The 13,971-nt window shown below is 63.7% G+C and carries 18 protein-coding genes and 1 pseudogene; 11 read left to right on the top strand and 8 right to left on the bottom strand.

Features of this window, described 5'->3' with window-relative positions:
• Window positions 1-3: 3 nt before the first annotated feature.
• The 3 genes from H7F35_RS32710 to H7F35_RS32700 are packed head-to-tail and all read right to left on the bottom strand — an operon-like array spanning window position 4 to window position 2,023.
• Window positions 4-1,008: a MarR family transcriptional regulator gene (locus H7F35_RS32710; RefSeq protein ID WP_187110629.1), complete on the bottom strand. Its 1,005-nt coding sequence runs from the start codon at window positions 1,006-1,008 to the stop codon at window positions 4-6.
• Between the two features lie 32 nt (window positions 1,009-1,040).
• Window positions 1,041-1,517, bottom strand: a complete 477-nt coding sequence (locus tag H7F35_RS32705) for a 3'-5' exoribonuclease (RefSeq protein WP_187110628.1) — start codon at window positions 1,515-1,517, stop codon at window positions 1,041-1,043.
• Window positions 1,514-2,023, bottom strand: a complete 510-nt coding sequence (locus H7F35_RS32700; RefSeq protein ID WP_187110627.1) for a hypothetical protein — start codon at window positions 2,021-2,023, stop codon at window positions 1,514-1,516. The genes H7F35_RS32705 and H7F35_RS32700 overlap by 4 nt, the downstream gene beginning before the upstream one ends.
• Between H7F35_RS32700 and H7F35_RS35210 the strand changes: the two are divergent.
• From H7F35_RS35210 to H7F35_RS32660, 9 genes and pseudogenes are all read left to right on the top strand, one after another.
• A pseudogene (locus tag H7F35_RS35210) lies at window positions 2,014-2,316 on the top strand (phage tail tape measure C-terminal domain-containing protein); the annotation flags it as partial. The gene H7F35_RS32700 and the pseudogene H7F35_RS35210 sit on opposite strands and share 10 nt — an antisense overlap.
• Window positions 2,317-2,417: 101 nt before the next feature.
• A complete protein-coding gene (locus tag H7F35_RS34975) occupies window positions 2,418-2,564 on the top strand; it encodes a DUF6950 family protein (RefSeq protein WP_261803452.1) in 147 nt (48 codons plus the stop codon).
• Entirely contained in the window at window positions 2,564-5,626 is a 3,063-nt protein-coding gene (locus tag H7F35_RS32690) for a phage tail protein (RefSeq protein WP_261803451.1), read from the top strand. Before H7F35_RS34975 ends, H7F35_RS32690 begins: the two co-directional genes overlap by 1 nt.
• Before the next feature lies 1 nt (window position 5,627).
• A complete protein-coding gene (locus H7F35_RS32685; RefSeq protein WP_187110624.1) occupies window positions 5,628-6,263 on the top strand; it encodes a phage tail protein in 636 nt (211 codons plus the stop codon).
• 8 nt (window positions 6,264-6,271) lie between these two features.
• Window positions 6,272-6,796 carry a hypothetical protein gene (locus tag H7F35_RS32680; RefSeq protein ID WP_187110623.1) on the top strand — a complete coding sequence of 175 codons (525 nt, stop codon included), beginning with the start codon at window positions 6,272-6,274 and terminating at the stop codon, window positions 6,794-6,796.
• Between the two features lie 34 nt (window positions 6,797-6,830).
• The gene (locus H7F35_RS32675; protein WP_187110622.1) at window positions 6,831-7,175 is read left to right on the top strand and encodes a hypothetical protein; all 345 of its coding nucleotides are present in this window, start codon (window positions 6,831-6,833) and stop codon (window positions 7,173-7,175) included.
• Window positions 7,175-7,477: a hypothetical protein gene (locus H7F35_RS32670; RefSeq protein WP_187110621.1), complete on the top strand. Its 303-nt coding sequence runs from the start codon at window positions 7,175-7,177 to the stop codon at window positions 7,475-7,477. Before H7F35_RS32675 ends, H7F35_RS32670 begins: the two co-directional genes overlap by 1 nt.
• The gene (locus tag H7F35_RS32665) at window positions 7,474-8,133 is read left to right on the top strand and encodes a glycoside hydrolase family 19 protein (protein WP_187110620.1); all 660 of its coding nucleotides are present in this window, start codon (window positions 7,474-7,476) and stop codon (window positions 8,131-8,133) included. The genes H7F35_RS32670 and H7F35_RS32665 overlap by 4 nt, the downstream gene beginning before the upstream one ends.
• Window positions 8,133-8,498, top strand: coding sequence for a hypothetical protein (locus H7F35_RS32660; protein WP_187110619.1), 366 nt, complete (start codon window positions 8,133-8,135; stop codon window positions 8,496-8,498). The genes H7F35_RS32665 and H7F35_RS32660 overlap by 1 nt, the downstream gene beginning before the upstream one ends.
• 111 nt (window positions 8,499-8,609) lie before the next feature.
• Here the strand turns inward: H7F35_RS32660 and H7F35_RS32655 are convergent, their stop codons facing one another.
• Genes H7F35_RS32655 through H7F35_RS32640 form a run of 4 tightly spaced genes read right to left on the bottom strand, consistent with a single transcriptional unit; the run spans window position 8,610 to window position 10,594 of the window.
• Window positions 8,610-9,155 carry a thermonuclease family protein gene (locus H7F35_RS32655; protein ID WP_187110618.1) on the bottom strand — a complete coding sequence of 182 codons (546 nt, stop codon included), beginning with the start codon at window positions 9,153-9,155 and terminating at the stop codon, window positions 8,610-8,612.
• Window positions 9,152-9,400, bottom strand: coding sequence for a hypothetical protein (locus H7F35_RS32650; protein ID WP_187110617.1), 249 nt, complete (start codon window positions 9,398-9,400; stop codon window positions 9,152-9,154). Before H7F35_RS32650 ends, H7F35_RS32655 begins: the two co-directional genes overlap by 4 nt.
• Window positions 9,401-9,427: 27 nt before the next feature.
• Window positions 9,428-10,168 (bottom strand): SOS response-associated peptidase, encoded by a 741-nt coding sequence (locus H7F35_RS32645; protein WP_187110616.1) that lies wholly within the window; start codon window positions 10,166-10,168, stop codon window positions 9,428-9,430.
• Window positions 10,169-10,174: 6 nt separating this feature from the next.
• The gene (locus H7F35_RS32640; protein ID WP_187110615.1) at window positions 10,175-10,594 is read right to left on the bottom strand and encodes a hypothetical protein; all 420 of its coding nucleotides are present in this window, start codon (window positions 10,592-10,594) and stop codon (window positions 10,175-10,177) included.
• A 148-nt stretch (window positions 10,595-10,742) separates the two neighbouring features.
• On the opposite strand from H7F35_RS32640, the gene H7F35_RS32635 reads away from it, so the two are divergent.
• Window positions 10,743-10,940 (top strand): hypothetical protein, encoded by a 198-nt coding sequence (locus tag H7F35_RS32635; RefSeq protein ID WP_261803450.1) that lies wholly within the window; start codon window positions 10,743-10,745, stop codon window positions 10,938-10,940.
• Here H7F35_RS32635 and H7F35_RS32630 read toward each other — a convergent pair.
• Complete coding sequence (locus tag H7F35_RS32630) at window positions 10,937-12,556, bottom strand: recombinase family protein (RefSeq protein WP_187110613.1); 1,620 nt, start codon at window positions 12,554-12,556, stop codon at window positions 10,937-10,939. The two genes, H7F35_RS32635 and H7F35_RS32630, sit on opposite strands and share 4 nt — an antisense overlap.
• Before the next feature lie 12 nt (window positions 12,557-12,568).
• On the opposite strand from H7F35_RS32630, the gene rimO reads away from it, so the two are divergent.
• Complete coding sequence (rimO, locus tag H7F35_RS32625; protein WP_187110612.1) at window positions 12,569-13,966, top strand: 30S ribosomal protein S12 methylthiotransferase RimO; 1,398 nt, start codon at window positions 12,569-12,571, stop codon at window positions 13,964-13,966.
• The last annotated feature ends 5 nt before the right edge of the window (window positions 13,967-13,971 follow it).

Below are 13,971 nucleotides of genomic sequence, written 5' to 3'. Positions count from 1 at the left end.
GGCTCAGGCCGCATCGGTGAGCCGAGGCGGCTCGGTGAGTGGGGGGAACGGGTAGATGCGATCGCCATCCGCGAAATGCTGGCGCAGCTGCAGGACGGCGAGATAGCCGAGCAGCAAACCGAGCTCGGCCTCGCGCAGGCTGAGTGCGTAGAGCGCGCTCAGTTGGTCGGGGGTGAACTTACTGGCGTCGCCCTGCTGCCCTTGACCAACTGGGCGGTAGTGCAGCTCTTCCGGAAGCGCGCGAAGGAACGCTGAGACTTCCGAGGACTCGTCTTTGGTCAGCGCGGTGACCGTGGCTGGTTGGATGGGCCAGAAGCGGCGGTTTTCATTGCCCGGAGACAGAAAGTCGCGGGCGCCGGTCGCAAAGACGATGTTCAGTTTCTCGCCCGTCGTTGGCATTTCTTTTCCAGCAGCTTGAACGGCGTGGAGCTCGTCGACCTCTGCACGCCATGCGGTTTGAAATGGTTCTGACGGAACGCGCGGAAGCGGAGCGGACCAGCCGGGAAGTGAAAAGCCCGTGTAGCCGTCAACGACCTGGCGCACCAGCACGCCATGCTTCAGGATTGGCTTGAAGGCGGCGGTGATCGCGCTGCGCTTGATGTCGAAGCGCTCGCAGATCTCGGCATGGGAGATGAACCCGCCCAAGGCTCGCAGATGAGCCAGCACCTTCGCCGGCGTGCTGCCTGCATGCGGTCGGTACTCGCCGCGCGGTTGGTAGACCGTTGGGAACTCGCGCGTCAGCGTGCGCGGCTCATCGATGCTGTTGCGTGGGCTGACCTTGAGCGGCTGCGGGGCGATCTCGCGTGGCACGTATACCGTTGCCGCCTCGTGATCGCCCGGCAGTCGCTTGCGCCCATTGAACAGGCTGGGAATAGCCATGGCGTCATAAGCACCAGGTCGGCTCGAACGCGTGAGCAACTCGGCGCCGGTGTATACGCCGGCCATCGCCATCTGGCGTGGTGCTGCGACGGTGCACACAATGAGTTCATCTGCCGGTTCGGCGCCCACGGCGTGGTCGTGCGCTGTTTGAAGTGGCGACGTCACAGGCACCCCGCCTTCTCGTATGCAAGGTGTACGGCACGCATCGCGCGCGCGTCCTCCAGCGCGTTGTGTGGCACCAGTGATTCAGCATCGAGATCGCGACGGATCTCCATGGTCAGCGGAGGGGTGTCGAGGCGTGTGCCGGGCCCGGTAATCAGCAGTCGACAGAAGTGGGCGATGTCTTCAGGCCAGTCCGCGACGAGGTGGATGCTCTCGTAGACCTCAAGCCACTGGGCAAGCGCACGCTGAAGGTACGCAAGCGTCCAGACATTGCTGGGCTGGCGTGAAGCGGGCGCTTTGCGCTCGGGGGCGAGACTGTAGAGGCCCAGAACAGGCAACACATTTGCGGCAACCCAAGGCTCGGGCTCTGCACAGTGCACGTAGCGATAGAAACTGGCCCCATCCTCGTCGACGAGAGCCAGCGAGATCAGTTCTCCCTCATGCCCGTTGAACTCGGTGTCGATCCAGATCCTCATGCTGGCACCGTCACGGTTGTGCCAACGATGCCGCTCTCGAGCGAGAGAAACTCGCCCAGCACCAGCTGCTGCAGGTGTCTGATGTCGTGGCTGTTGGTGAGGATGAGGTCCGGCGAAAACTCGCTGCCATCGGTCGCGCTGACGTGAGACCCTTCGGAGGTCGTTGCGTCGTTGATCCCCGGGCGCTTGATCTGCCAGATCTTCCCGTCCAGGCGGCGTACCGTGTCGGCTTCATTTTGGAAGCGGCAGTCCGTAATGACGATACGGCTCACTCCATCGCGCATGAGGTCAGTCGCGCGTTGCAAGAGTTGGCGCGACCAGTAATGCTCATGTTCCCGGCGGCGGTATTCGGTGCCCCACCACTGCAGGATCTGGCGTGGCGAACGCGGCTGGTCCAGCCACTCCGCAGAGATACGGCCCTCACTGTCGCGCGGTGCCGTACCTGGGGCCATGGCGACTGCAGCCAGGAACCCGATCGGTGCCTTGCGCATGGCCAATGCGCTCATTGGGTGGCAGCCAAGCGGCCGAACGGCTTCAAAGCACAAAGGCGATACGCAAGGAATTCCAGAACCTGCAGGCCGGACTGGCCGTCAGCGCGGCAAAGAACAACACACTGGAATCAGACAAGTACCAGGGCGAAGTCGCGAGGATTCAGCAGTCGTTGAGTGAGGCGCTCAAGCTCAACGACGACTACTACAACCAGCTCGATGCGAAGCGCACCGACTGGACAAACGGCGCAAGTACCGCGCTGCAGAACTACCTCGATGACGTCAAGAACGTGGCAAAGGGCACCGAGGAAGCGTTCACCAATGCGTTCAAGAGCGCAGAGGACTCCCTGACCTCGTTCATCATGACGGGCAACTGGCGACCTCTTTGCTGGGTGAGCCTGTCTCGCCACGTATGGCCGCAGTCGGCGACGTGGTGTTGTTGCTCAACGAAGGTCGTGAGCTGCTGGGTGTCTGCAACGGGGCGATCGCCATTGGCCCGGGGGAGAACGGCAGGCTTGCGCTCCAAATGTCGGCGGCCATCGTCGCCTGGAAAATCTGATGCCCACGCTCATTGCTCCAGTTGTTGCGTGGGCCACAGGACTCGGCGCCACCACCATGGCCGTGACGGCCATCTCGTGGGCCATCACGCTGGTTGGTGGCCTTGGGTTTTCCAGTATGCAAAAGCGCAAGGCTGAGCGTTCGCAGCGGGCGGCCTACGATGCTTCGGTGGTCGACCGCCTGGTCAACACGCAGACCACGGTCGGGCCGCGCGAGCTGGTGATGGGCCGCACGCGCAAGGGCGGCAACGTCTTCTTCCAGTCGGCAGTTGCCCCTTACAACTCCACGTTCGTGACCACCATCGCGCTCGCCGCGCATGAGATCGATGGTGTGGAGCGGATCTTCTTCAACGACACGCCGATCGACCTGGACGGCGCCGGCAATGTGACGACGGCGCCGTGGGGGAAGACAACTATCGAGAGCGTGATGCAGACCTCGATCTCGGCGGTCACGCTTCTGGATCGCACGCCGATTGCCGCATCTGTTCAGGTCGTCGAGTGGATCTCCCAAGGTAATGGCGAGGACGCTCAACACCAGCGAAGCCCGGTCCCGTTTTCGCTGAACGGCAATGTTGTGACCTTGACGAACCCCCCCGTTCAGGGGGCGACCTACTACATCAGTTATCAGTGGTCGAATTTCCTGTCAGTCGCGCGTGTCTACGTACACCTGGGCTCACCTGGCCAACCCGCTGACGCTCGGCTGCAGGCCTTCCTGCCAGGGACCTGGACCGCCGCGCACCGCGCCGCCGGCGTGGCCTATCTGCAGTGCGAGTTCGTCTACGAAGAGTCCGCCTTCCCGAACGGCCTGCCGAACGTGACTGCGCTGATTCGCGGCGCGCGCATGTACGACCCGCGAACCAACACTTTCGGCTGGTCCGAAAACCCCGCGCTGATGATGCGCAATGTGCTGACGCATCCCCAGTTCGGCAAGCGCACCAGCTTGACGGATGCGGAAGAGGCCCGGATCAGCGCCGCGGCCAATGCTTGTGACCTGCTGTGGAACTACACGGGCGCGGAATACGTTCCGATGTTCCGCGCCGCGCTGGTGGCCCAGTTCGGAGCTCCGGCGCGTGATGTGCTGGACGACTTGGCGCAGGCGATGGGCGGAGAGTGGGCCTTTGCGGCCGGCGAGTTCTTTGTACGTGCAGGCGTCTACCAGGCGCCGGTCATGAACCTGACCGATGCAGACCTGGCAGTCGTGCAGCGCAACAATGAGTCGGTCTCGCAGAGCTCGATCACGCTCAGCCCCCACAAGCCACGCAACGAGAAGATCAACATCGTTTCGGCGCGGATCTGGGACCAGGCCGCGAACTACGTCGAAACCCCGATCACGCCCTATCGGGCCGATGCGCTGGTGGCCGCCGACGGTGCTGAGCTGGCGCAGGAAGTGACGATGCCGGCCGTCTTCTATGCAGGGCAGGCGTTCCACATCGCCGGGATCATGTTGCGGGATGGGCGAGATCCGCTGACGGTCACGCTGCCGTTCAAGCTGCGGGCCTATCCCCTCGAGCTGTTTGACGGCATCACCCTCACTGTCCCTCGCTACGGTTGGACGGACAAGGAATTCCGGATCCTGTCTCGCACGTTCTCACCCGAGGGCCTGATGCTGACGCTCAAGGAGACGACTGCGCACATCTTTGTGCCTGGGCTGGCGTTCCTGCCGCAAGGCTATGCGCCGAACAGCGGGCTGCCGCGCCCGTGGGACATCCATCCGCCATCGATCGTTTCGGTCTTCAGCGGGGAGGACGAACTGATCGTTCAGAACGACGGGACCATCGTCAACGGTGTGCGCGTGACCTGGTTGCCGATTCAGGACGCCTCGATTGTCTCGAATGGCAACGTTGAGGTGCAGTACTTCGTGCTGCCGGATGGACCGTGGCGCAGCGTCGTCGTGCCGGGCAATGCGACCGAAGCGAAGTTCACAGGCGTTGAAGACTTGGCGATGGTGCTCATCCTCGCACGGACGCGGAATTCTCTTGCGGTCAGCGTCTGGAGCGCGCAAGTGCTTCACCAGGTCATCGGCAAGACCGAGCCGCCGCCCAACATGGAGAACCTGAACATCTCCGGGAGCGTGCTCACCTGGACGATGCCGCGACGTCCGCCTGACCTGGCCGGCTTTGTTTTCCGCTTCCACTATGGCAGCAATCTCGATTGGGGCAGCGCCACACGTCTGCACGACGAGGGCGTGGTCACCACTTCCCCCTACGACCTCGTGAGGCGCCCTGGTGGCGTTGTCACGATCATGGGCAAGGCTCGGGACACGAGTGGCAACGAGTCGCTGGCCACCGCCAACATCGTGATGAATCTGGGCGACCCTCCCATTGCGAACATCGTTGAGCAATGGGACTTCGCCGCCCTGGGCTGGCCGTTCGCGCCAGGCGAGCAATCGGGCTGGACGCTTGTCGGAGAGAAGCCCACAGCGGATGACCTCGATTCGTTCTACGGGACCGATGACCAGAGCTTCTACGGCCAGGACAACGACCCGTTCTACAAGGCCAGTTCCTATGCCCAGCTCATCTATGTAAGCCCGGAGGTCTCGCTGAACGCAGCGCTTGCGGGTTCGGTGATGACGGTCGTTGTCGAGACGCAGGGCATCGATCTGAAGATCGACTATCGGCTTTCGGGGCAGGGTTCGTTCTATGGGCCTGACGCCTCGTCGTTCTACGGTGATGACGACGAAGCACCGTTCTATCTGCCGCCCGGCGAATGGCAGCCTTGGCCCGGCCAGTTGGTGGTGTCAAACGACGTCTACCAGTTTCGCATCCGCCTTGGTGCAGGTGCCGTGCAGGGGGTGCTTGAGCAGCTGACCGTGATCGTCGACGCGCCCGACATCGAGGAAGAGATCGCAGATCTCCCGATCGCTGCAGCAGGGACTATTCCTCCCTTCACCAAGCCGTTCACTTCCATCAAGACCGTGCAGGTCACGTTGCAGGCCAACGGCAGCGGCGCGACGACCGCCGAAGTCAACAAGTCCGTGCCGCTGGCCCCTGTCGTCAGGTTGTTCAACGCGGCGCACGTCGCAGTTTCCGGCGCCACCGCCGACATCACTTTGAAAGGATATTGATATGCCCGCACCACCCGCAAGAGCCGAGCTCTCTGCCCCTTACCCCGCCCCATCCAGCGGCCAGGCCCGTGCAGGCATGGGCAAGTTGTGGGACTGGCTGACTGGGCTGCTCGGCGTCAACGGCGGAACTCCCGCCGAAGCCCGTGCGGCACTGGGCGCGCAGCTGGAGCCCGGCATCGTTTCCTATACCGCCGCGTCGACGCCGCCCGCTGGATGGCTGAAGCGAAACGGCGCGGCAGTTTCAGTCGCTGCCTATCCCGGGCTGGCGGCCGCCATCTACTGCGGTGACACCAACAACCCGACGGCGCTGTTTGGCTACCGCACCACCAGCACGTCGGCGCCATCGACGAACCGCAGCATTGCGGGTCAGTACATCGTTCTGCCTGACGGTCGCGGCGAGTTCGATCGCGGCTGGGACGATGCGCGTGGCGTGGATGTGGGGCGGGTTTTTGGCTCGGCTCAAGGCGATGCCTTCCGGGCTCACAACCACGGCATTAGCGGCGACAACGTGTTCGGCACAGCCGGCACTTTCTCGTACTACCCCGGCCCGGGGCGCACGCCCCACACCTCGGAGGTCGTTGGCGGCGCTGAAACCCGACCGCGCAACGTCGCCTACCTGCCGATCATCAAGTACTGAGGAACACCATGGACCAGAAAACCAAAACCGTCTTCGCGTTCGACCCTGCGACGCGCATCTATGTGGGGCCGGTGATCCTCGACGCCTCGGACCTGTCGCCAGTGGAAGAGGGCGTGTTTCTCATTCCCGGCAACTGTCTGGAGAGCGAGCCGCCGGCCGTGCCCGAAGGCATGCGCGCGATCGAGGCAGCCGGCGCATGGCTGCTCGAGCAGATCCCGGTCGTTCCGGTCGATCCGCCTGTCCCGCCGCTCACCGAAGCCCAGCGGATCGCGAACTTGCGCATCGACGTGCAACGCCACCTCGACGCCGCCGCCGTAGCGATGGGCTACGACGACATGCGCAACGCCGTGACCTATGCCGAAGAGCCGGCAGTGCCCAGGTTCCAGAACGAAGGGCGTGCACTGCGCGCGTGGCGCTCGCTGGTGTGGGCCAAGTGCTACGACGTGCTGGACGAGTGGAATGCGGGAGCCATCCAGGAGCCCACAAGCGCAGAGCTGATCGCAATGCTGCCCGAGCTGGTGATGCCGGCGTGAGCGGATGACGATTTTCATTGCCTGAAAGGACTTCATGCCTGAGCCCACCACCACCGCTGGCGTGATCGTTGGCGCCATCTCCATGGCCACGCTTGCATTGCTCGGCGTCGACTATTACTCGCTGCTCTGGGCGCTTGTGGGGGCGCTGCTCGCGCTCTACCAGGCCAATCCCATGGGCAAGGTTCGAACAGTGATCTTCATCCTGCTGTCGACGCTGATCGGTGCCGCGTGCGGTACGGGCGCGCTGGCTGCGATCAGCAGCGAATCGCGCCCTTTGCTGATCCTGGCCAGCCTCGTCGCAGGCTATGGCGCTCAGATCGTCGTGACAGCGCTTCTGAACGCGGGCATCAAGCGCATTGAAAAGCTGGGAGGCCAGTGATGGAGTCGATCCTTCGATATGCCGGCATCCTTGCCTGCGCACTCGTTCTCGCCGGCTGCATTTGCCGGATCGGGCTCATGCAGCGCAAGCGCAACCGGTTCGTCTGGTGGTTGATCTACGCGCTCCATGCCACGTACTCCGCTGGCGTGTTGCTCGATCTGCTCATGGCTCGGCGGGTCGATTGGTACGAGTTCGCCGGCGTTGGCGGTGTGCTGCTCTACCTCGAGGTGACGCGGCGCCAATGGCGCCACGGGCCGCCCCCTGAGACTCGATCCGATCGCGCGCCGCTAGGGCCATTATGACCAGGCGCACCGCATCCGAATGGGCTCGCATCCTCACCTCGTGCGGCGTGGCGGCCGCGACGGCCAGCCTGTGGGGGCAGGTCTTCAGCGAAGAAGTCAACGAGAGCACCTTCAGCCAGGGCGACGCTGACCTGGCCGACTTCCTGCCGAACATCCTGCACGAGTCGACGCTGTTGCAGCAGCTCGAGGAGAACCTGAACTACAGCGCGGCCGCGCTTGTGCCCACGTTCGGCGCGCACCGCATCACGCCGGCGCAGGCGCAGCGAGTTGGGCGCATCCCAGGCAAGCAGGCGGCCGACCAGCGCGCGATCGCGAACATCGTCTACGGCGGTGACTGGGGCCGAAAGAATCTCGGCAATGTCTTGCCGGATGACGGTTGGACCTTTCGGGGGCGTACGCCGATCGGCCTGACTGGGCGTGGCAACTACGAAAGGGTCGGTGACCTCGTGGGCCAGAACCTGGTGGGGATTCCGGATCTGGCGGCCCAACCGCGGTACTCGCTGGAGATCTGCATCGCCTGGTGGGAGGACAAGATCCCCGACAGCATGCTGGGCGAGACGACCGCCATTCGAAAGCGGGTGAACGGTGGCGACCTCGGCCTGGCCGAAGTCAAGGCGCTGACCTCTACGGTTCGCCGTGCACTGGGAGGACGTTGATGTACGCGTATGTCGCAACAGCCATTGCCGCGCTGCTCATCGGTTTCGCGGGCGGATGGAAGACGCAAGCCTGGCGCTTCGACGCCGCCGAGCTCGAGCGCGCGCGCGTCGAAGCCCGGGACCAGTTCAAGAAGATCGAGCGCGGCGATGTTGCCGCCGCAAACCATGAGGCTTTCAAGGCCGAGGAGCAAGTTCGCTATGTCTACCGCACGCAGCAAGTCGATCGGATCGTGGAACGTCCTGTGTATCGCGATGCTTGCTTTGATGATGACGGCCTGCGCGTCCTCAACGACGCGATCGCAGGACGTGCCCCTGCAGGCGAGCCTGCGACAACCCTGCCCGGACCTGGAGCCGGTGCCCGATAGCACGGGGAAGACGCTGCTTCGGTGGGCGTTGGCGACAGTGAAGGAATACCGGATCTGCCAGAACCGACAGATCAGAGCCACCGAGGCTGTGCAGACGCCTGCACCGATGGCTCAGTAAGACGTGGGGCCCTGACGTTGAGTCTTGCGCCAGTCCCAGGGCGCTACTGGATCGGCGTCGTGCCACAGGCCCACGCGCTTGGCCTTCGCCTCGGTCTCCGCGAACTCGTACTGCCCGCGCTCCTGCCGCGTCTGTTCGCGCGAGTAGGCGCGGTACCACCACGCCATGCCAACGGTGATCATCGCGAGGCCGGCGTCCAGAGTCTGCGGTCCATCTGGATTTGAAGCTGGGGCCACCATCACCTTGCACACGCTGCGCCGGTAGCGGTCGGTCTTAAAGCAGTCGAGTTCGATGTCCTTCATGTAGACCAGATCGGACATAGCCTGCTTGGCACGTTCGCCGAACGGCTGCTTTTTCTCGGGCGCGTCGATGCCGTTGATGCGTACCTTGACTTGCTCATACGCACCAGGCTCGCCACAGCGCGCGGTAATGGTGTCGCCGTCGCTGACGCCGACCACCAGGCAGTCGCGCGGCTCGGCCGCGGCGAGCAGGGGCAGGGCGAGCAGGCCGGCCAGCAGGAGCGAGCGGAACCCGTTCACTGCGGCGTGACCTCGGTGCCGTCGGCGGCCACCATCACGCCCGGGGTGTTCTCGGCGATCTCGATCAGCACGCCCATGTGCTGGGGATCGCCAATGGTCTTCGGGTCTGCCCCACACATCCGGCAGGACTCGTCGTACTCGTGCCGCTGCGCTGGCGTCAGCACGAACTTCTGTGGGTATGCGTTGTTGTTGGCTTTCCAGTGCGCAGAAAGCTTTTCGGTCATCGAGAGGTACAGGGTTGCCATGCTTGGATCGTAGCGGCCCGCGTGGGCTTAAAAGAGGTCGAGCTGGGGTGGCGGTGGCTTCGGCGTGCCTTTGGCTGCGCGCTTGGGCTCCCGCTCGCCGACGGGCCTCTCCTTTTTCGCCCGTGGAGCCAGCGGAGCTGGGTAGGTGTCGAGCTGGCCCATCCACTGCTGAAGGAACTTAGGTGCCAGGTGCACAGGGCAGGTTAGCCAGTCGTCGTAGTCTTCGGGATCGAGGATCACCACCATGCGCTTCTCGTCCCCTGGCTTGTGAAAGCGGGACATCACGGGATGGCCGTCCGCATTGATCGTGATCATCGCGAAACTGAACAGGTCTTCGCCGGTTTCCGGGTTGTGCCACTTGTCCCAAATGCCGGCGAGGCCCATGGGCACCTCGCCGGGCTGCTGGATGCGGTAGCGCACGGATTGGCCTTCGGCGGTCTCGTAGTAGGGCTCGAAGATCGCTTCGGCCGGGACCACGCAGCGCTGGCCCATGCGCCACGCGGTGCGGTAGCTGGGTAACGTGGCGATGGTCTCCGCCTTGGCGTTGTGCGTCTTCTTCCCGTACACGAGCTCTTTCGCCCAGCCGGGCAGCAGGCCGAAGGCGCCATCGTCGACGCGGCGGTTTCCCGAGCCGTCCTCGGCCAGCCGGACAAAAGGAGCCATGCCGGTCGGCCAGGTGAGCACAGGCCGTTCATCGTCTTCTCGAATGACCCCGAAAAATGACAGCAGACGGTCCGCGCGGGAGACGGTTTCGTAGTTGCTGCACATGGTGGGTCAAAAATATCCCGGTGAGTTGCCTGAGGCGGTCGCAGGGTCATAGGGCATCCGGCGCGTCGACCTTCTCGTCAATGTCTCGCCGATCTGTCGCGCCCCGTGCGACTCTTCCTGCTCGCGTTCGCGTGCCTGGCGGCGCGATTCGGCCGGACTGGTTTGGTGGTCCTCGTCATCGTCAAACCCGCCACGAGGGATGACCACTGGCCGGCAGAACCAGGTCTGTGGGTAGTTGTCGGACTTGATGTTTTTCGAGCCCATGCCGCGCGCGATCACCTCCACGCCGGAGATCAGGATGCCGCCCTTGATCCTTCGCAGGCGTGCCCGATCAAGGGGCGGGATCACATACGTTTCGCCATCCGGCTGCAGCAGCGTCGCGAGGAAGATGCTGCGCCCTGGCCGTGGGTCGTAGATGCGCTCCATGTACGTGAGCTCGCCAACCCTACGGGTGTGCTTGACCACCTCCACCGATTGGAGCTTCCCACCTTCGAAGCGGGTTCGGAATACCTCGTGGACGATTAGCGCTGACACTGTTTAAATATACAGTATCATCGCCAAAATGGAAGACTTGATGCCCCTGGAACAATGGGTTGCCTCATGTGCCAAGCAGCTCAAATGCCACTGGCGCACGGTCGACCCGGACCAGCTCGAGGAGCTGGCAGCCGACTTGGCCCGCGATGCGCGCCTGCGTGCGATGCACCCGATCTCGGCGGCGCTGACTTGGCAGGAGCCGGTCCTGCCTTCTGACGACGCCAAGCAGGGCGTTTAGTCGTCTGCGACGCTTTCGGCTGCCACCCAGCCGCCCTTGCGGTCGATGCGAAGCACGCGCGCCGTGCCGCCACCCTTGGCGCGCAGCATCAGATCGACAATGCCGCGGGGCGTCGTCGAGGGGTCGATGCCGCGCTGGAAGACCACGATCTCCTCGAAGGTGTCGGCCACGAGCTGGCGGGCTTGGAGGCGTGCGTCTAGATCCTGTGATTCGACGCCGGCGGCTAATTTGGTCCAGATCTCGTCGGCGCCTTGCAGATCCGTCCGCGCTACTGAAGCTAGCTCTCGCTCGGCGGCAGCGACTTCCGCGGCCGCATCGTTCTGCTCGACCTCGAGCGCGCGTGCGCGCTTGGCAAAGGTGGCCGGGGTTCCCCCGTCTTCGGCCGCCTCGAGCATCGCGTCGGTCAGACGCTCGAGCTTGGCCGTGAGGTCAGCATGCTTCGCGCGCGCGCTGGCCAGCCTGGCACGCGGACTCGCGGCGCGATCGCCGACATAGAGCGCTTGCAGGTTGAGCATGTCCGAGCAGTAGGCCATCAGCGCGCGCTCGATGGGGGCCACCGAGCTTGAGCCTGGCACTGGGCAACCGCCGTTGCTGTAGCTCGTGCAATGAAGCCGTCGGTGGCCATCTTGAATGCCGCCATCTGCCCGCCGATTCCGTGTGCCGATGTTCTGGCCCACAAGGGCGCGGCCGCAGTAGCCGCAGCGCGCTATCCGCATACCGGTGATGATGCCGGGCACGTCCCCGTGCTTGGCGGCACGACGGCCGCGGCTGGACGTCAATGTCTGCAGGTCATCCCACTCGGAAACGGTCAACAGGGCGGGGTAGTAGCCTGGCAGACGGTAGTTCTCCCCGTCGACCACGATCTCTTTCTCGCCCAGCAGCGCGCGCTGCTTGATCAGTCGGTAGATCTGCAGCGTCTGGGGCCCGCCCTCAGTGAGGGAGAGCTTGCGTTCGACCATCACGTCGAGGATGCGTGTGGCGCTGTATCCGCGCCGATAGAGGTCGAGGGCAACGCGGGCCGCTTCAACGCGCTCGGGAATCAGCGTCCACTTGTCGTCGACCAGGCGAAGCCAAACCGGGTCCTTGCCATTGCGGATCAGGCCCTCGTAGGTGCCGGCGATCCAGTTCTGGCACAGCCGTACGATGCTCGCCTTCACGCGCTTGCTCTTCGTGTCGGATTCTTCGTGAGCGCGGATCATCACGAGCAGCGAATAGACCAGGTCCATCGGGTTGGCCTTCAGGCGTTCGCGGCTGTAGGCCTTTCCATCGCTCGCCGTCACGACAGTGATGCCTGCATTTACAATCTGTGCCAGCTGGCCCTGTGCCTGAATCGGCTCAGCCCGCGAAAGGCGGTCCAGGCCCTCGACGACCAGGACGGATCCGGGTGGGACTTTCCCACTTTCGATCGCTGCCAGAAACACCCCCAGAGCCCCCGACTTGACGTGGTTCTGGTGATACGCCGAGAGACCTTCGTCCCGCAAGGTCAACGACTCGTCAAGTTTTAATCCATGTTCTGCAGCCCAGCGCGCCGCATAAGCCGCTTGACGCTCTAGACTGGACCCCTTTGCCTGACGCGGGTCGGAAAATCGGCTGTAGCTATAAACAAGACCTGACAAATGAGTTCCCCCATGAGTACCGTAGAAGAGCGCCCGAAGACCCGTCGTCCGAGTATAGGAATGGTATCGCTAGGGTGCCCCAAGGCCCTGACCGATTCCGAACTGATCCTGACCCGGCTGAGCGCCGAGGGTTACGAGACCTCCAAGACCTTCGAGGGTGCCGATCTGGTGATCGTCAACACCTGTGGCTTCATCGATGATGCGGTGAAGGAAAGTCTGGACACCATCGGCGAAGCGCTGGCCGAGAACGGCCGTGTGATCGTCACTGGTTGCCTGGGTGCCAAGACCGGTGACCAGGGTGGCAATCTGGTGCGCCAGATGCACCCGAGTGTGCTGGCCGTCACCGGCCCGCATGCGACGCAGGAGGTCATGGATGCAGTGCACGCGAACCTGCCCAAGCCGCACGACCCGTTCATCGATCTGGTGCCGAACGCTTTTGGCATCGCCGGCCTCAAGCTGACGCCGCGCCACTATGCGTATTTGAAGATCAGCGAAGGCTGCAACCACCGCTGCACCTTCTGCATCATTCCCTCGATGCGTGGTGACCTCGTGTCGCGGCCGGTCGGCGATGTGCTCGGCGAAGCCAAGGCCCTGTTCGAAGGCGGCGTGAAAGAGCTGTTGGTGATCAGCCAGGACACCTCGGCCTATGGTGTCGATGTGAAGTACCGCACCGGGTTCTGGGATGGCAAGCCGGTCAAGACCCGCATGCTCGAGTTGGTGCGTACGCTTGGTGAAATCGCCGAGCCCTACGGCGCTTGGGTTCGTTTGCACTATGTGTACCCGTACCCGAGCGTCGACGAAATCATTCCGTTGATGGCGAGCGGCCAGGTGCTTCCGTACCTCGACGTGCCGCTGCAGCACAGCCATCCCGATGTGCTCAAGCGCATGAAGCGTCCGGCCAGCGGCGAGAAAAACCTGGAGCGTCTGGCGCGTTGGCGCGAGGTGTGCCCAGAGCTTGTGATTCGCAGCACCTTCATTGCCGGCTTCCCTGGCGAGACGGAGCAGGAGTTCGAGCATCTGCTTGATTTCATCCGCGAAGCGCAGATCGATCGTGCGGGTTGCTTTGCCTACAGTCCCGTCGAAGGCGCGACCGCCAACGACATTCCGGGCATGCTGCCCGAAGCCGAGCGCGAAGCGCGCCGAGCCCGCTTCATGGAAGTCGCCGAAGCTGTATCGATTGCCAAGCTGCGAAAGCGAGTCGGCTCGACGATGCAGGTGCTGGTCGATTCAGCGCCCGGCATGGGTCGCAAGGGTGGAGTGGGGCGCACATACGCCGATGCGCCGGAGATCGACGGCACGGTTCGCCTGCTGCCGCCCGAGAAGATCAGCAAGACGCTGAAGGTCGGTGAGTTCACTCGCGCGCGCATCGTTGGCGCCGAGGGTCATGATCTGATCGCGCTGCCCGTTTGATGTTT

The organism is Variovorax sp. PAMC26660 (assembly GCF_014302995.1).
Lineage (GTDB): Bacteria > Pseudomonadota > Gammaproteobacteria > Burkholderiales > Burkholderiaceae_C > Variovorax.
The sequence above is the reverse complement of the archived record's forward strand: the minus strand, read 5'-3'. Positions and strand labels throughout refer to the sequence as shown.

What these genes read in the sequence shown, in the direction of transcription:
- H7F35_RS32635 (WP_261803450.1), top strand. Translation starts at nt 10,743, where the DNA reads ATGCCCCTGGAACAATGGGTTGCCTCATGTGCCAAGCAGCTCAAATGC.
- H7F35_RS32675 (WP_187110622.1), top strand. Translation starts at nt 6,831, where the DNA reads ATGCCTGAGCCCACCACCACCGCTGGCGTGATCGTTGGCGCCATCTCC.
- H7F35_RS32705 (WP_187110628.1), bottom strand. Translation starts at nt 1,517, where the DNA reads ATGAGGATCTGGATCGACACCGAGTTCAACGGGCATGAGGGAGAACTG.
- H7F35_RS34975 (WP_261803452.1), top strand. Translation starts at nt 2,418, where the DNA reads ATGGCCGCAGTCGGCGACGTGGTGTTGTTGCTCAACGAAGGTCGTGAG.
- H7F35_RS32700 (WP_187110627.1), bottom strand. Translation starts at nt 2,023, where the DNA reads ATGAGCGCATTGGCCATGCGCAAGGCACCGATCGGGTTCCTGGCTGCA.
- H7F35_RS32680 (WP_187110623.1), top strand. Translation starts at nt 6,272, where the DNA reads ATGGACCAGAAAACCAAAACCGTCTTCGCGTTCGACCCTGCGACGCGC.
- H7F35_RS32640 (WP_187110615.1), bottom strand. Translation starts at nt 10,594, where the DNA reads ATGGAGCGCATCTACGACCCACGGCCAGGGCGCAGCATCTTCCTCGCG.
- H7F35_RS32670 (WP_187110621.1), top strand. Translation starts at nt 7,175, where the DNA reads ATGGAGTCGATCCTTCGATATGCCGGCATCCTTGCCTGCGCACTCGTT.
- H7F35_RS32665 (WP_187110620.1), top strand. Translation starts at nt 7,474, where the DNA reads ATGACCAGGCGCACCGCATCCGAATGGGCTCGCATCCTCACCTCGTGC.
- H7F35_RS32660 (WP_187110619.1), top strand. Translation starts at nt 8,133, where the DNA reads ATGTACGCGTATGTCGCAACAGCCATTGCCGCGCTGCTCATCGGTTTC.
- H7F35_RS32645 (WP_187110616.1), bottom strand. Translation starts at nt 10,168, where the DNA reads ATGTGCAGCAACTACGAAACCGTCTCCCGCGCGGACCGTCTGCTGTCA.
- H7F35_RS32690 (WP_261803451.1), top strand. Translation starts at nt 2,564, where the DNA reads ATGCCCACGCTCATTGCTCCAGTTGTTGCGTGGGCCACAGGACTCGGC.
- rimO (WP_187110612.1), top strand. Translation starts at nt 12,569, where the DNA reads ATGAGTACCGTAGAAGAGCGCCCGAAGACCCGTCGTCCGAGTATAGGA.
- H7F35_RS32650 (WP_187110617.1), bottom strand. Translation starts at nt 9,400, where the DNA reads ATGGCAACCCTGTACCTCTCGATGACCGAAAAGCTTTCTGCGCACTGG.
- H7F35_RS32685 (WP_187110624.1), top strand. Translation starts at nt 5,628, where the DNA reads ATGCCCGCACCACCCGCAAGAGCCGAGCTCTCTGCCCCTTACCCCGCC.